This window comes from Ensifer sp. (assembly GCF_035999185.1).
In the GTDB taxonomy this organism is placed as follows: domain Bacteria; phylum Pseudomonadota; class Alphaproteobacteria; order Rhizobiales; family Rhizobiaceae; genus Ensifer.
The window spans coordinates 304602-319989 of sequence record NZ_DASYHB010000170.1 but is presented as its reverse complement, the minus strand read 5'-3'; the positions used below and the strand labels follow the sequence as shown (position 1 = coordinate 319989).

At 62.2% G+C, this 15388-nt stretch carries 13 protein-coding genes; 7 read left to right on the top strand and 6 right to left on the bottom strand.

Translation table 11 applies throughout. The features are described from left to right. Nucleotides 1-3: 3 nt before the first annotated feature. From yjfF to VGO04_RS22835, 5 genes are all read right to left on the bottom strand, one after another. Nucleotides 4-972 (bottom strand): galactofuranose ABC transporter, permease protein YjfF, encoded by a 969-nt coding sequence (gene yjfF, locus VGO04_RS22855; protein ID WP_327498239.1) that lies wholly within the window; start codon nt 970-972, stop codon nt 4-6. Then, the gene (locus tag VGO04_RS22850) at nt 969-1994 is read right to left on the bottom strand and encodes an ABC transporter permease (protein ID WP_327498238.1); all 1026 of its coding nucleotides are present in this window, start codon (nt 1992-1994) and stop codon (nt 969-971) included. The genes yjfF and VGO04_RS22850 overlap by 4 nt, the downstream gene beginning before the upstream one ends. Further along, nucleotides 1991-3505 (bottom strand): galactofuranose ABC transporter, ATP-binding protein YtfR, encoded by a 1515-nt coding sequence (gene ytfR / locus VGO04_RS22845; RefSeq protein ID WP_327498237.1) that lies wholly within the window; start codon nt 3503-3505, stop codon nt 1991-1993. Before ytfR ends, VGO04_RS22850 begins: the two co-directional genes overlap by 4 nt. 207 nt (nt 3506-3712) lie before the next feature. After that, a complete protein-coding gene (gene ytfQ / locus VGO04_RS22840) occupies nt 3713-4675 on the bottom strand; it encodes a galactofuranose ABC transporter, galactofuranose-binding protein YtfQ (RefSeq protein WP_327498236.1) in 963 nt (320 codons plus the stop codon). A gap of 121 nt (nt 4676-4796) precedes the next feature. After that, the gene (locus tag VGO04_RS22835; RefSeq protein WP_327498235.1) at nt 4797-5696 is read right to left on the bottom strand and encodes an EamA family transporter; all 900 of its coding nucleotides are present in this window, start codon (nt 5694-5696) and stop codon (nt 4797-4799) included. A 90-nt stretch (nt 5697-5786) separates the two neighbouring features. Between VGO04_RS22835 and VGO04_RS22830 the strand changes: the two genes are divergently transcribed. From VGO04_RS22830 to VGO04_RS22800, 7 genes are all read left to right on the top strand, one after another. Next, a complete protein-coding gene (locus VGO04_RS22830) occupies nt 5787-6677 on the top strand; it encodes a LysR family transcriptional regulator (RefSeq protein ID WP_327498234.1) in 891 nt (296 codons plus the stop codon). Nucleotides 6678-6815: 138 nt separating this feature from the next. Next, nucleotides 6816-7844 carry a LacI family DNA-binding transcriptional regulator gene (locus tag VGO04_RS22825; RefSeq protein WP_327498233.1) on the top strand — a complete coding sequence of 343 codons (1029 nt, stop codon included), beginning with the start codon at nt 6816-6818 and terminating at the stop codon, nt 7842-7844. 111 nt (nt 7845-7955) lie between these two features. Next, nucleotides 7956-9224, top strand: coding sequence for an ABC transporter substrate-binding protein (locus VGO04_RS22820; RefSeq protein ID WP_327498232.1), 1269 nt, complete (start codon nt 7956-7958; stop codon nt 9222-9224). 77 nt (nt 9225-9301) lie between these two features. After that, entirely contained in the window at nt 9302-10201 is a 900-nt protein-coding gene (locus tag VGO04_RS22815; RefSeq protein ID WP_327498231.1) for a sugar ABC transporter permease, read from the top strand. Beyond that, nucleotides 10198-11016 carry a carbohydrate ABC transporter permease gene (locus VGO04_RS22810; RefSeq protein ID WP_327498230.1) on the top strand — a complete coding sequence of 273 codons (819 nt, stop codon included), beginning with the start codon at nt 10198-10200 and terminating at the stop codon, nt 11014-11016. The genes VGO04_RS22815 and VGO04_RS22810 overlap by 4 nt, the downstream gene beginning before the upstream one ends. An 8-nt stretch (nt 11017-11024) precedes the next feature. Then, entirely contained in the window at nt 11025-13289 is a 2265-nt protein-coding gene (locus VGO04_RS22805) for a glycoside hydrolase family 2 protein (RefSeq protein WP_327498229.1), read from the top strand. After that, entirely contained in the window at nt 13286-14353 is a 1068-nt protein-coding gene (locus VGO04_RS22800; protein WP_327498228.1) for a sn-glycerol-3-phosphate ABC transporter ATP-binding protein UgpC, read from the top strand. The genes VGO04_RS22805 and VGO04_RS22800 overlap by 4 nt, the downstream gene beginning before the upstream one ends. A gap of 60 nt (nt 14354-14413) precedes the next feature. Here the strand turns inward: VGO04_RS22800 and VGO04_RS22795 are convergent, their stop codons facing one another. After that, on the bottom strand, nt 14414-15265 hold the full coding sequence (locus VGO04_RS22795; protein WP_327498227.1) for an alpha/beta hydrolase: 852 nt from the start codon (nt 15263-15265) through the stop codon (nt 14414-14416). Nucleotides 15266-15388: the final 123 nt, after the last annotated feature.

The window sequence follows — 15388 nt, the reverse complement described above, 5'->3', positions numbered from 1 at the left end:
CCGTCACGCCCGTTGCTGGCGGTGACGGGACGCGTAGATGATACCCTTCTGCAAGAGGATGAAAGCAAAGAGCAGGAGGCCGATCAGGATCTTCGTCCACCAGCTCGACAACGAACCGTCGAAAGTAATGTAGGTCTGGATAAGACCCTGGATGAAGATACCGACGAGCGTGCCGGCGACGAAGCCGGAGCCACCGGTCAGTAGGGTTCCGCCGATGACCACCGCCGTGATCGCGTCGAGTTCGACGCCGACGGCGGCGAGCGAATAACCGGCCGAGGTGTAGAGCGAAAAGACGATCCCCGACAATCCGGCAAGCAGACCCGACAGCGCATAGATCCGGATCGTGGTCGCCGCCACTGGAACGCCCATCAGCCTGGCGGTCGCAGCACCGCCGCCCAGCGCATAGACATTGATGCCGAAGCGGGTTCGGTGGGCAATCAGGATACCGATCGCAAAGACAAGCAGCATCAGCCCGCCGATCAGCGTGATGCGCCCGCCGCCGGGCAGCTTGAAATAGAGCCCCTTCAACGTCGCGTAGAAGGGATGCTTGATCGGAATGGAATCGATCGACAGCACAAAGGCCATGCCGCGCGCCAGAAACATGCCCGCAAGCGTCACGATGAAGGCAGGCATTTCCAGGTAGTGGATGATCGCACCCATCAGCGCCCCGAAGAGCGTCGCGATGCTCAGCACCATTGCAAAGGCGATCAGCGGGTGGATCGCGCTGTGTTCCAGGACGACCGCCAGGAAAACGCCGGTGAAGGCGATGACCGAACCGATCGAGAGGTCGATGCCACCCGAAAGGATAACGAAAGTCATGCCGACCGCCGCAATGCCGAGAAAGGCGTTGTCCGTCAGGAGATTGCCGATCACCCGCGTCGACAGCATGTTCGGGTACTGGGCGACGCAGAGCGCGTAGCCCAGAAGGAAAATCAGGATCGTTGCCGTGAGCGGAAGATGTTTCTGCTTCATTTGACTGCTCGCTCGGTCGGTTTGCGCGCGCCGCGCGCCGGGATCAGGAAGGCGAAGGCAGCACGAAACCGCGGGGATTGCAGCACCAGGATGAAGACGATGATCCCCGCCTTGATGATCAGGTTGAACTCGGGCGGGAAGCCCGAGAGAAGAATGCCGGTGTTGATGGCCTGGATGATGAGCGCGCCGAGCACCGACGCGGCAATGCTGAAGCGCCCCCCGAGCAACGAGGTCCCACCGACCACCACCGCGAGAATGGCATCGAGTTCCAGCCAGAGGCCGGCATTGTTGGCGTCCGCACCACGGATATCGGCGGCTGCGATGATGCCGGCGATGGCGGCGCAGACGCCGGAAAGCACATAGGCTGCCACCAGCAGCACCGGCGTAAGTACTCCGGACAGGGTGCTTGCCCGGCGATTGATGCCGATCGCCTCGATCAGCATGCCGAGCGCCGTGCGCCGGACAAGCACCGCCACCAGGACGCCGAAGACCAGCCAGATCACCACCGGCATCGGCAGGCCGGCGAACGAGCCGCTGCCGATGAAGATCAGGCCCGGATCGTTGAAAGTCAGGATCGCGCCCTCGGTGACAAGCTGGGCGATACCGCGGCCGGCCACCATCAACACCAGCGTTGCGATGATCGGCTGGATATCGAGCACGGCCACCAGCAGACCGTTCCAGATGCCGCAGAGGACGCCGACGCTGAGCGTGATCAATAGCGTCGCAACCAGCGAATGGCCGGACGTGATGGCCGCAGCGGCCGTGGCGCCACAGATCGCCATGACCGCGCCGACAGACAGATCGATACCCTTGGTGGCGATGACGACGGTCATGCCGATCGCCAGCAGCACGACGGGCGCACCACGGTTGAGGATATCAATGAGGCTGCCGTAGAGGCGACCGTTCTGGATCTCCACGTTGAGAAACCCGGGAAACACCAGCGAAACGGCAGCAATGATGACGGCGAGCGCAATCAGTTGTGGCAGTAGCCGGTTCACGTAAAGCCGGATGAAGCCAGTCACGCCGCCCCCCTGTCGTTGGTTGCCGCGATCGCTTCGACGATTTGATGCGCCGTGATCCTATGCCCGTCCAGCTCGGCGACATGGGCACGATCACGAAGGACGATGACGCGTGTGCTGTAGGCGACCAGCTCCTCGATCTCCGATGAAATGACAACCAAGGACATGCCTTTCTCGCGTAACGCCTCGATGAGCTTGACGATCTCCGCATGCGCACCGACATCGATGCCGCGGGTCGGCTCATCCAGGATCAGGAATTCGGGCTCGGTCGCGAGCCAGCGGGCGAGGATCACCTTCTGCTGGTTGCCGCCGGACAGGAGCCTGATCGGCTTCTCCCTGTCGGCCGTGCGAATATCGAGCGCGCGGATGTAGTGGTCCGCAAGCCGGTTCTGCTCGGCCCGCGAGATCGGCCGGGTCCAGCCGCGGCGCGCCTGCAGGGCAAGCACGATGTTTTCCCGCACTGAGAGGTCACCGACGATGCCGGCGATCTTGCGGTCCTCCGGGCAGAAGCCGAAGCTGTGGCGAATGGCGGCGCGCGGCGACGGCAGTTCGACCGCGCGGCCATCGATTTCCGCCTGACCGCTGTCGGCCCGACAGGCGCCGAACAGGAGTTCCGCAGTTTCCGTCCGCCCGGAACCGAGCAGGCCGGCCATGCCGACCACCTCGCCCGCCCGCACGTCAAGATCGAAGGGATTGATGTGGCCCTTGCGACCATAGTTGCGGAAGCGATAGCGCAGCGCGCCCTGTGCCGCCTCCTGGCGAGGCGCATTCATCTCGGCCGCAAGCTCGCGGCCAATCATCATCGCGATCAGCTCGCGGCGCTCCAGGTCGGCGGTCTCGCGGGTTCCAACCAATTGCCCGTTTCTGAGCACGGTGATCCGATCCGAAATCTCGTAGACCTGTTCGAGAAAATGGGTGACGAAGATGATGCCAAGGCCACGCGCCTTGAGCTGCCGGACGATCCGAAACAGCATCGCAACCTCGTGCGCGTCGAGGCTTGCCGTCGGCTCGTCGAGGATCAAAACCTTGCCGGACAGGTCGACCGCCCGGGCGATCGCGACAACCTGCTGGATCGCCACCGAGTAGCTTGCAAGATCGCGAGTAACATCGAGGTCGAGCTCATAGGCGGCCAGCAGTTCCCGCGCCCGCCGGTTCATGGCGCTGACGTCGACCATGCCGATGCGGCGCGGCTGGCGCCCGAGAAAGAGGTTCTCGGCAACCGTCAGGTTCGGCAAGAGGTTGACCTCCTGATAGACCGTACCGATGCCGAGCTTCTGGGCGTCGAACGTATCGCGCGGATCGACCTCCACACCGTCGATGAGGATGGCGCCGCCATCGCGGCGATAGGCGCCGGTCAGGCACTTGATCAGCGTCGATTTGCCGGCGCCGTTTTCGCCGAGCAGCGCGTGCACCTCGCCGCGCTTCAGGTGAAAATCGACCTTGTCGAGAGCCTTCGTTCCCGGAAATCCCTTCTCGATCCGGATTGCCGAGAGAATGTGGTCGCTGGTTTGCATCGATGCCGTCCCCGCCATGCTGCCATCGGGATCGCGATGAGGCAGAGCGCGCGGTCTTGCGCCCGCATCCGCTCAAACCCATCGTGACCAGCCGGCCGAAGGACAAGCCTGGTCTCGGCTAGCGAGAAGGCTTGCCTTCGGCCGGAGAGAAACCGCCCGAAGGGCGGCAGTCCGCCGCCTGCGTGCCGCCCCGCAGGCGGCAAGCGCTTAGTAGCCGAGGCCCTTCTTCGCCTCGTAGACCTTCATCGGGTCATCGGCCTGGGTGTAGAGCTTCGATTCCGTCTGGATCCACTTCGGCGGTGCGGTGCCATCCTTCTGGAACGCAGCGAGCGCGTCGAAGGCGGGACCGGCCATGTTCGGCGTGAGTTCGACCGTGGCGTTGGCCTCCCCGGCGGCCATCGCCTGGAAGATATCCGGAACCGCGTCGATCGAGACGACGAGGATGTCCTTGCCCGGCTTCAGGCCGGCTTCCTTGATCGCCTGGATGGCGCCGACGGCCATGTCGTCGTTGTGAGCGTAGAGCGCGCAGATGTTCTTGCCGCCGTCTTCGGCCTTCAGGAAGCTCTCCATGACTTCCTTGCCCTTGGTGCGTGTGAAGTCGCCGGTCTGGCTGCGCACGATCTTCAGGTTTTCGTGACCCTTCAGGGCCTCTTCAAATCCCTTCTTGCGGTCGATCGCCGGCGAGGATCCCGTCGTTCCCTGGAGTTCGACGACGTTGCAGGGCTTTCCGGCGGTGGCGTCAACGAGCCACTTTCCGGCAACATTGCCCTCGTGCACGAGATCGGAGGTCACGGCCGTCAAATAGAGGTCCTTCGACGCGTCGACCGTGCGGTCGAGAAGGACGACCGGGATTTCCGCGTCCTTGGCTTCCTGCAGTACCTCGTCCCAGCCGGTAGCAACAACAGGGGCAAGAAGAATGGCATTCACGCCCTGCGCGATAAAGGAGCGGACTGCCTTGATCTGGTTTTCCTGCTTCTGTTGCGCATCAGCAAATTTGAGGTCGATGCCGCGTTCTTCGGCCTGCTGCTTGGTCAGCGTCGTCTCGGCGGCGCGCCAGCCGGACTCCGAGCCGATCTGCGAGAAGCCGACGACGAGGTCTGCTGCCGAAGCGCTGCCAAACGTGCAGGCAGCAAGGATCGTTGCACTCGCAAGTGCCTTGGCGATTTTCATGATTTCCTCCCAAAGAAAGCTGCCTCCACGCAGCCCTCAAGAAAAAATCATATAATATTACTTTTGTAAACGGGCAGTTTTTGGCCTCTGCAAATCTCTAGAGCGGCGCCCGCCGTGCAGCCTATCTCCGGGCGAACATCGTACCGGCCGCGCTGGCGATCATCACAAGCGCTACGCCGAAGATCTGGTTGAGGGCCAGCGCCTGCCCGAGGATGACGAAACCGGCACCGGCGCCGATCGCAGGCTCCAGGCTCATCAGCAGCCCGAAAGCCGATGGTTGGAGGCGACGGAGCGCCAGAAATTCGAGCGCGTAAGGCAGCAACGGCACCAGAATGGCGAGCCCCGCCGTCACCAGCAACATGTGAGCGGAGAACCCGGACTGCGCCTGATGGAAGCCGAACGGCGTCGCAAAAACCGCGGCAAACAGCAGCGAAACGGCAAGTCCCTCCAATCCCTTGAAGCGTTGACCCGCATGTTTCATCAGCACGATGTAGCCGCCCCAGCCGATCGCTGCCCCAAAAGCGAAAAGCAGCCCGCGCGGATCGGCTACCCAGGCCGCGCCGTCCCAGGAGAGGCACAGCACGCCGGCTGCAGCAAGCGCCGGAAAGAGCAAGCGCCAACCGCGACCACCAAGGATTGCCGCGACGGTCAAAGGTCCGAGAAACTCGATGGCCACGGCAAGCCCGAGGGGGATGCGTTCGATCGCCGCGAAAAAGCAGAGCGTCATCATCGCCATGGTGGCGCCCAGAGCGATGCCCGAAACCCATTGCGACCGCGTATAGCTGAGGAACGGCGGCCTGACCAAAACGAGCAGGAAAGCTGCCGCCCAGGAGAGCCGCAGCCAGGTCGCGCCGAAGGCCCCGAGTTCCTGAATGGCCGGCTTCGAGAATGCCGCGCCGAACTGCACGCTCGTCATGGAGAGCAGACAAAAGACGATGGCGAGAGACACACGACCAGTCGAGCCGTCCACCGTCGCCGGTCCGCTCCACGCGTTGTCTGCTGTCGTTTGCTGCTCCGCCATTCTCGTTCTCCCTGTGACTTGAACAGACATAGCAATCCGGGCACAATAAGGAACGCTAATATTTGTGATAAGAACATAAGGGATCGTTATATGCGTGACCTGGACATCGGCTTGCTGCGCGCTTTCGTCGTGACCGCCGAATGCGGGAGTGTCAGCGGTGCCGCCCAGCGGCTGGCGCGGACCCAGGCCGCCGTGAGCATGCAGCTGCGCCGCCTTGAGGACGATCTCGGCACCAGACTTTTGAACCGCAGCACCAGGGGCATGGAGCTGACGGAAGCCGGGCATGTGCTGTTTCCGTACGCCCAGAAGATCCTTGGCTTGAGCGTCGGCGCGCGCCAAGCACTCGCCGGCAGCGCCGTGCAGGGCTCGATCCGCTTCGGCATGATCGAGGACATCGCGGTCGGATCGCTGCCGAAGGCGCTGCAGCGTTTTGCCGAATGCCATCCGGGTGTCGCGCTCGAGCTCACCGTTACGGAAAGCACCGTGCTGTCGGAGAAATTGTCGCTCGGCCAGCTCGATGTCGCCATCGGCGATCCCCAGCTGATCCGTGGCCGGCCGCTCCTGACCTGGCGCTTGCCGCTCAGGTGGGTCGCCGCTCGCGGATTCACGATCCCGCAGGACGGCCCCCTGCCGCTCGTCACCTTCGACGGGGTGTGCACCTGGCGCCAGAAGATGATCGAAGTGCTTGCGGGCAGCAAAAAGCCGTGGCGTACGGTGCTGACGAGCGCCAGTCTCGCCTCGATCCAGTCAATGATCGAGGCAGGCCTCGGCATTGCCGTCCTGCTGGATCTCAATATTCGTGCGAACACGATGCGGGTGCTTGGCGCCAATGAAGGCTTGCCCCCAGCACCGGTGATCGAGCTCGGGCTTTTTGCAGCCGACGATCAGGGCCTGTCGTCCCGACCGGTCTCCGCTCTCTGGACGTTCCTGTCGGACGAGCTGCAAGCCGAGGCGCTGGCGACGGGCCAATCGGCAGCCTGATCGCAAAAGCCGTCCTTTCGTCCGATGGCCGCGAACGAAATGCACGTCCAGTGATTGAAAAATCCGAGGCAAAATTTTACTAAATAAAGATTGCGCCGCGCCGAATTCGGGACGCCGGCGGCACGCAGGACGTAGGACATGGTCACAATCAAGGAAATCGCCTCGGCTGTCGGGGTCTCGTCGGCAACGGTGTCGCGGGTGCTGAACTACGATCCGACGCTGTCGATCTCCACCAAGAAACGCCAGGCGATCATCGAGACGGCCGAAGCGCTGAACTATGCCACACCGCGCAACCGCGGCCGCGGTGCGGGACCGATGCAGGGCTTGAAGTTTGCGCTGGTGCATTTCCTGCAGCCCGCCCAGGAGCTGATCGACCCCTATTATGTCGGCGTCCGGCTCGGTATCGAAAACCGTTGCCAGGCGCTGAAGATCGAGGTGGTCAAGGTCTTCCACAATGGCAACCTGCCGGAAGCGGGTATCCTTCAGGGCGCAAGCGGCGTCGTTGCTGTCGGCCACCATTACGGAGAGGAGGTTCACTGGCTGCGCCGCCATAGCCGCCACTTGGTGTTCGCCGATTTCGCACCCGACGACGATGTCGACGACAGCGTTATGAGCGACGTCTCGGTGGCCATGAACCGCTTGCTGCAAGGCGTTTTCGACATGGGCTACCGGCGCATCGGCTTCCTCGGCTGGATCGATGCTTTCCGCGACAAGGATGACATCCACTCCGAACGCCGCTGCCGCGCCTTCATCCAATGGATGACCAGGGCGGGGCTCTACGACCCGGCGCTCTGCATGGTCGAGAAGCTGACGCCGGATAGCGGCTACACGCTGGCCAAGGCGATGCTCTCGAAGCCCAATCCGCCCGAGATCCTGATCACCTGCAACGACAACATGGCGATCGGCGCGTACCGCGCCATTCACGAGATGGGCTTAAGAATCCCTGACGACGTCGCCGTGGCAAGCTTCAACGACATTCCCGTCGCCCAGTTTCTCGGACCGCCGCTTTCGACCGTCAAGATACCGGCCGAGGTGATCGGCGAGACGGCCGTCGACCTGCTGGTCGAGCGCCTCTCGGGGCGCGACGTCGCCAAGAAGGTCCTGCTTGGAACCGAGATCATCTGGCGCGGCAGTACGGTTGCGGAGAAGGCCAACGCAGCTCAGTGAAAAAGCCGTAGTAAAAATTTACTGAAATATTGCCTTCTTCAGAATTTTGCGAAATACTCCCGGCCGAGACGAAGAGGACCGTCTCGGGGAACGAGTTCGAGGGAGGAACCAATGAACCTGCGTACCTATCTGCCGCGCTTGACGAGCGTCGCACTTGCCGGCGCAAGCCTCTTGGCCGTAACGGCGGCCGAGGCCAAGGAAATCACCGTCTGGTGCTGGGATCCGAATTTCAACGTCGCGATCATGAAGGAGGCCGGCGCGCGCTATACCAAGACGCACCCGGACGTCACCTTCAACATCGTCGATTTCGCCAAGGCCGATGTCGAGCAGAAGCTGCAGACCGGCCTCTCTTCCGGCACCGCGGACGCGCTGCCCGACATCGTGCTGATCGAGGACTATGGCGCACAGAAATATCTTCAGTCCTTCCCCGGTGCCTTCGCGCCGCTGTCCGGCACCGTCGATTATTCCGGCTTTGCTCCCTACAAGGTCGAGCTGATGACGCTTGAAGGGCAAGTCTACGGCATGCCCTTCGATTCCGGCGTCACCGGCCTCTATTACCGCAAGGACTATCTGGAGCAGGCCGGCTTCAAGCCTGAGGACATGCAGGGCATCACCTGGGATCGCTTCATCGAGATCGGCAAGCAGGTGGAGGCCAAGACCGGCAAGAAGATGATGGGCTTTGACCCGACAGATGCCGGGCTTGTCCGCATCATGATGCAATCGGCCGGGCAATGGTATTTCGACAAGGAAGGCAAGGCCAACATCACCGGCAACGCCGCCTTGAAGGCGTCGCTGGAAACGATCAACAAGATCATGGCCGCCAACATCTACAAGCCGGCCGCCGGTTGGGCCGACTGGGTCGGAACGTTCACCTCAGGGGACGTCGCCAGCGTCATTACCGGCGTCTGGATTACCGGCACAGTGAAGGCGCAGGCGGACCAATCGGGCAAGTGGGGCGTGGCGCCGCTCCCGGCACTGTCGATCGGCGGCGCGACGCACGCGTCGAACCTCGGCGGCTCGAGCTGGTACGTGCTTGAAAGCTCGGCTGAGAAGGCCGAAGCGATCGACTTCCTCAACGAAGTCTATGCCAAGGACGTCGATTTCTACCAGACGATCCTCACGGACCGCGGCGCCGTCGGCTCGCTGCTCGCCGCGCGTGGCGGTGCGGCCTATGGCGAAGCCGATGCCTTCTTCGGCGGCGAAAAGGTCTGGCAGAACTTCTCCGACTGGCTGGCGAAGGTGCCCTCGGTCAACTACGGCGTCTTCACCAACGAGGCGGACACCGCCGTCACCGCGCAACTGCCGGCCCTGACGCAGGGAACGCCGGTTGATGAGGTTCTGAAGGCGATCGACGCCGAAGTCAGCGCCCAGATCCAGTAATCGCTCCCGCGACTGACCGCACCTGGCCGTGGCTACACTGCCACGGCCAACGGCTCCTGTTTTCCACGAGGATGATGATGGCTCTCGCGCGCCGCGGCGGCATCGGCCGATACTACAACGTCAATGGCTGGCTCTTCGTCGCGCCGGCGCTTGGGCTGATCGCGCTGTTCATGATCTACCCGATCCTCTGGTCGCTCTGGATGTCGTTCCAGTCCGGCCGCGGTATGATGTTGAAGTTTGCCGGTTTCTCCAACATCGTTCGCCTGTGGAACGACCCGGTCTTCATCAAGGCACTGACCAACACGCTGACCTATTTCGTCGTGCAGGTGCCGATCATGATCCTTCTGGCGCTGATCCTGGCGTCGCTGCTCAACAATCCCAAGCTCGTCGGCCGCGGCTTCTTCCGCACGGCAATCTTCCTGCCCTGCGTCACTTCGCTCGTCGCCTATTCGGTGCTTTTCAAGGGCATGTTCGCGCATGACGGCATCGTCAACGCGACGCTTGAGGCGATCGGCGTCATTGGCGAGCCGATCCCGTGGCTGACGCATCCCTTCTGGGCGAAGGTTCTCGTCATTCTCGCGATTACCTGGCGCTGGACCGGCTACAACATGATCTTCTACCTCGCGGCGATGCAGAACATCGACAAGTCGATCTACGAGGTGGCACGCATCGACGGCGTGCCCGCCTGGGCGCGTTTCACCCACATCACCATCCCGCTCCTGAAACCGGTGATCCTGTTCACGACCGTCATTTCGACGATCGGCACCATCCAGCTTTTCGACGAGGTCTACAACCTGACCGAAGGCAAGGGCGGGCCGTCGAACGCGACGCTGACGCTATCGCTCTATATCTACAACCTGACCTTCCGCTTCATGCCGAACTTCGGCTACGCGGCGACGGTCTCCTATGTGATCGTCGTGCTCGTCGCCCTGCTTGCCTGCGTCCAGTTCTTCGCAGCCAGGGAGCGCGACCGATGAAAAACCCCGTTCAGATCGCAACCGCCGCCTTCACCTATGGCTTCGTCGGGCTGATGGCCTTTCTCTCGATCTTTCCGTTCGTCTGGATGCTGCTCGGCGCGACCAATTCGTCGATCGACATCATCAAGGGCAAGATGATGCCCGGCAGCGCGCTTGCCGCCAACATCAGCGCCTTCTTCACGCAGGTGAACGCGCCGCTGGTCTTCTGGAATTCGGCCAAGATCGCGATCCTGGCGACGGTGCTCACCCTCGCCGTCTCGTCGCTTGCCGGCTACGGCTTCGAGATGTTCCGCTCGCGCCACCGCGACCGGATCTACAGCGCTCTTCTGTTGACGATGATGATCCCGTTTGCGGCGCTGATGATCCCGCTCTTCATCATGATGGGCAAGGCCGGCCTCATAAACACCCACCTTGCCGTGGTGTTGCCGACGATCGGCTCGGCCTTCATTGTCTTTTACTTCCGCCAGACCACCAAGGCCTTCCCATCCGAACTTCGCGATGCCGCCAAGGTCGACGGGCTGAAAGAGTGGCAGATCTTTCTGTTCATCTACGTCCCCGTCATGCGCTCGACCTACGCCGCCGCCTTCATCATCGTCTTCATGACCGCCTGGAACAACTATCTCTGGCCGTTGATCGTGCTCCAGTCGAACGAACAGAAGACGATCACGCTCGTCATCTCCTCGCTCGCCTCGGCCTACTACCCCGACTACGGCGTCGTCATGGTCGGCACCATTCTCGCGACGCTTCCGACACTCGCGGTCTTCTTCTTCATGCAACGCCAGTTCGTCCAGGGAATGCTGGGCTCAGTCAAATAGGAATGATCATGCGTTCTGTTACTCCATTCAACAATAGCTGGGTTTTCTCCGAAAGCTTCGACGCCGCAAATGCTGGCCGCTTGCTGCCGGGCAAGGCTGTCAGCCTGCCGCACAATGCGGTGGAGCTGCCGTTCAACTATTTCGACGAGACATCCTATCAGCGTGCCTTCACCTATCAGAAGGTGCTTTCCTGGCGCCGCGAATTTCACGGCCGCGAGGTCTCGCTGGTGTTCGACGCCGCCATGGCCGATGCCGTCGTCTACCTCAACGGCGAAGAGATCATCGCGCACAAAGACGGTTACACCCCATTTGAGGCACGGCTGACGGACAAGCTGCGCGAGGGCGACAACCTGATCACCGTCAAGATCGACGGCAGCGAGAACCCCGAGATCCCGCCCTTCGGCGGCCGTATCGACTATCTGACCTATGCCGGCATCTATCGCGACGTCTGGCTGAAGGTCACCGACGCGGTTTCGATCGCCAACATCAAGATCGAGACCCGCGACACGCTCAGCGACACCAAGTCCGTTGCGATCCGCTGCGACCTCGCAAACCCGCAAGGGCTCGCCTTTGCCGGTGCGATCACCGCACTTCTCAAGGACGCCAATGGCAAGGTGCTGGCGGAAGCGACCGGCGAAACCCGTGGCGAGAGCGTGAACCTGGAGATCACCGGGCTCACCGGACTTTCGCTCTGGGATATCGACAATCCGGTTCTCTACGAGATCGAAGCGCAGCTTCGCAGCGATCGCGGCAGCGACCGCTTTTCATCGCGCTTCGGCTTCCGCACCGCCGAATTCACCATCGACGGCTTCAAGCTGAATGGTCGGCCGCTGAAACTCCGCGGCCTCAACCGTCACCAGGCCTTCCCCTATGTCGGCTACGCCATGGGCCAGACGGCGCAGGAGCGGGATGCGGAAATCCTGAAAAACACGCTGCATTGCAATCTCGTGCGCACATCGCACTATCCGCAGTCCAAATGGTTCATCGAACATTGCGACCGGATCGGCTTGCTGGTCTTTGAAGAAATTCCCGGTTGGCAGCATATCGGCGGAGAGGCCTGGAAGCAGGAGGCGATCGAGAACGTTCGCCGCATGATCGAGCGCGACTGGAACCATCCCTCGATCATCATCTGGGGTGTGCGCATCAATGAATCGCAGGACTCGCATGATTTCTACGTCGAAACCAACCGCCTGGCGCATGAACTGGACCGAACGCGCCAGACCGGCGGCGTACGCTACATCACCGACAGCGAACTGCTCGAAGACGTCTACACGATGAACGACTTCATCCTCGGCAACGAGGAACTGCCGGGGGCAAACCGCCCGCGGACGGCGCTGAGGCCGCAGGAGGAATGCACCGGGCTCAAGCGTAAGGTGCCGTACATGATCACCGAATTCGGCGGCCACATGTATCCGACGAAGATCTACGACCAGGAGCAGCGCCAGGCCGAACATGTACGCCGGCATCTCGAAGTGCTGAACGCCGCCTACGGCGACGCAAGCATTTCCGGCGCTGTCGGCTGGTGCATGTTCGACTACAACACCCACAAGGACTTCGGCTCCGGCGACCGGATCTGCTATCACGGCGTCATGGACATGTTCCGTCAGCCGAAATTCGCAGCCTATGTCTATGCCAGCCAGTGCGCGCCGGCAGAAGAGGTGGTGATGAAGCCGGTGACCTTCTGGGCGCGCGGTGAGCGCAACATCGGCGGCGTGCTGCCGCTGATCGTGCTCACCAATTGCGACGAGGTTGAGCTGAAATACGGCTCGCTGGTCAAGCGCGTCGGCCCGGACCATGAAAACTTCCCGCATCTGCCGCATCCGCCCGTCGTCATCGACCATCGTCACTTCACCAAGGACGAGCTCGGTGTCTGGGGCATGAAGTGGGAAGACGCAGAGTTCACCGGCTTCATCGACGGCGAAGCTGTCGCCCACCTGCGCATGGTCGCCGGCCCGGTACCGACGACGCTCGATGTCGTCGCCGACACCAAGACGCTTCGCGCCGAGGGCCGCGACAGCGTGCGCGTGATCGTGCGGGCCCTCGACCAGGTCGGCAACGTCCTGCCCTTCCTCAACGATGCGATCGATGTCACCGTCACCGGCCCGGCGCGACTGCTCGGACCGGAGCGCCTGATCTTCCAGGGCGGCTCGACCGGCTTCTGGCTGGAGACGACCGGTGCGGCCGGCGGCATCGCGGTCACGGTCACGTCGACGCGACTTGGCACCGTGAGACTAGAACTGACGGCGACGGTCCAAGAGGCGGCGGCTGCATGAGCGAACTGCAACTCAGCGACGTCAGAAAATCCTACGGCAATTTCGAGGTCATCAAAGGCGTCGATCTCGACATCAGGTCCGGCGAGTTCGTCGTCTTCGTCGGCCCCTCCGGCTGCGGAAAGTCGACCCTGCTTCGGATGATTGCGGGACTCGAGGAGATCACGTCGGGTGATCTCACGATCGACGGCGCGCGGATGAACGATGTCGACCCGTCGAAACGCGGCATCGCCATGGTCTTCCAGTCCTATGCGCTTTATCCGCATATGACGGTTCGAGAGAACATGGGCTTCGCGCTGCGTTTTGCCGGCGTGCCGAAGGCCGAGATCGAGCAACGCGTTGGCGAAGCGGCCAACATTCTCGAGCTCGGGCCGCTGCTCGACCGCAAGCCGAAGCAGCTTTCGGGCGGGCAGCGCCAGCGCGTGGCGATCGGCCGGGCGATCGTGCGCCATCCTAAGATCTTCCTCTTCGACGAGCCGCTCTCCAATCTCGATGCGGAACTGCGCGTGCATATGCGCATCGAGATCGCGAGGCTGCACAAGAAGCTTGCAACCACGATCATCTACGTCACCCACGACCAGGTCGAGGCGATGACGCTCGCCGACAAGATCGTCGTCATGCGTGGCGGCGTGGTCGAACAGGTCGGATCCCCCCTCGACCTCTACGATGATCCCGCCAATCTCTTCGTCGCCGGCTTTATCGGCTCGCCGAAGATGAATTTTCTCAAAGGGATCGTCGAGGCCGGTGGAACGCACGTCCGCCTGCCCGATCTGGGCAACGCGATCATTCCGGTCAGGGTCAAGGATGCAGCGCCCGGAAGCACTGTGACGATCGGCATTCGCCCCGAGCATTTCGGCGAAACCGGTTCGGCAAGCCTCGATCTGACGATCGACATGCTGGAGCATCTCGGCGGAGAGACGTTCGCCTATGCTCGACATGGAGATGGCGAACTGATCATCATCGAAACGAAGAACGGCCGCGGCCTGAAGTCCGGCGATACCATCGCCGCACGCTTCGATCCTGCAGCCGCGTTGGTTTTCGACGCCGAGGGTCGGCGTCTGCGCTAGAGCCATGTTTCCGAAACGAGAAAGACGGCGCCAACCGGGAGGTGGCGCCGTCCGTCCTTGTTACGGGAACATGCCCTTCGGCGTCTCGCCCTTCAGGAACGGTTCGATGAAGGCCTCCAGCAGCTCCGTCTGGTTGATGACGGCGGTGTGCGAGGTCGCCGGCAGGATGGCGAGGCGCGAGGGCGAGAGCGGCTTGCCCATGTCGCCCATGGCACCGCCACCGAGAAGACGGAAGAGCGCGACATTGTGCTCGAGCGTTGCGACGTCCGCGTCCCCGGCAATGATCAGCACCGGCGCCTTCAGCGTCTTGACGTCTGCCTCCCAGGCCATCGGCTCCTTCTCAAGCTGGATCAGCTTGCGGGCCAGTTCCGGAAAACCGTTGGGGTCGACCGCGAGCTTTCGGTAATCATCAGCGAACGGCAGGCCGACGAGCATTTCGACCGTCATCTGCGGGATCACCGCCTTGAACTCCGGCTGCCAGCCTTCGGCATCATAGGCGACGGATGCGGCGGCGAGCTTGTTCACCTTCTCCGGATGGCGGATCGCCAACTGCAGACCGGCGGCGGCGCCCATGGAATAACCGAAGACATCGGCCTTCTCCAGCTTCACCGCATCCATGAAGGCCGCGACGTCGTCCGCCAAATTGGGGTAGGTGATCGGCCGGTCGATGTCGTTGGTGCGGCCGTGTCCCTGGAACTCGACGGCATAGACCTTGTGGGTTTCGGCAAGCTTCGGAATGATCGCGCCCATGGACGGAATGTTCATGTAGGCACCGTGCAGCACGACCAGCGGCTCGCCCTCGCCCGAAACCTCGTAGTACATCTTCATGCCGTTGACTTCGACGGTCTCAGCCTCGGCAAGGGCCGTGCCGGACATGAACAGGGCGCCAGCGATCAAAGCGGTCCGAAACATTCTCAATCTCCTTGTTGTCAGTGCGGTTGAACACCGCCGTCGAGATTAAGACGCATGGCGGCTTCCGATCCCGACAGCGACAATCAAGAATTTTTCGCGCTTTCGTTGTGGAGCTGCGAACGC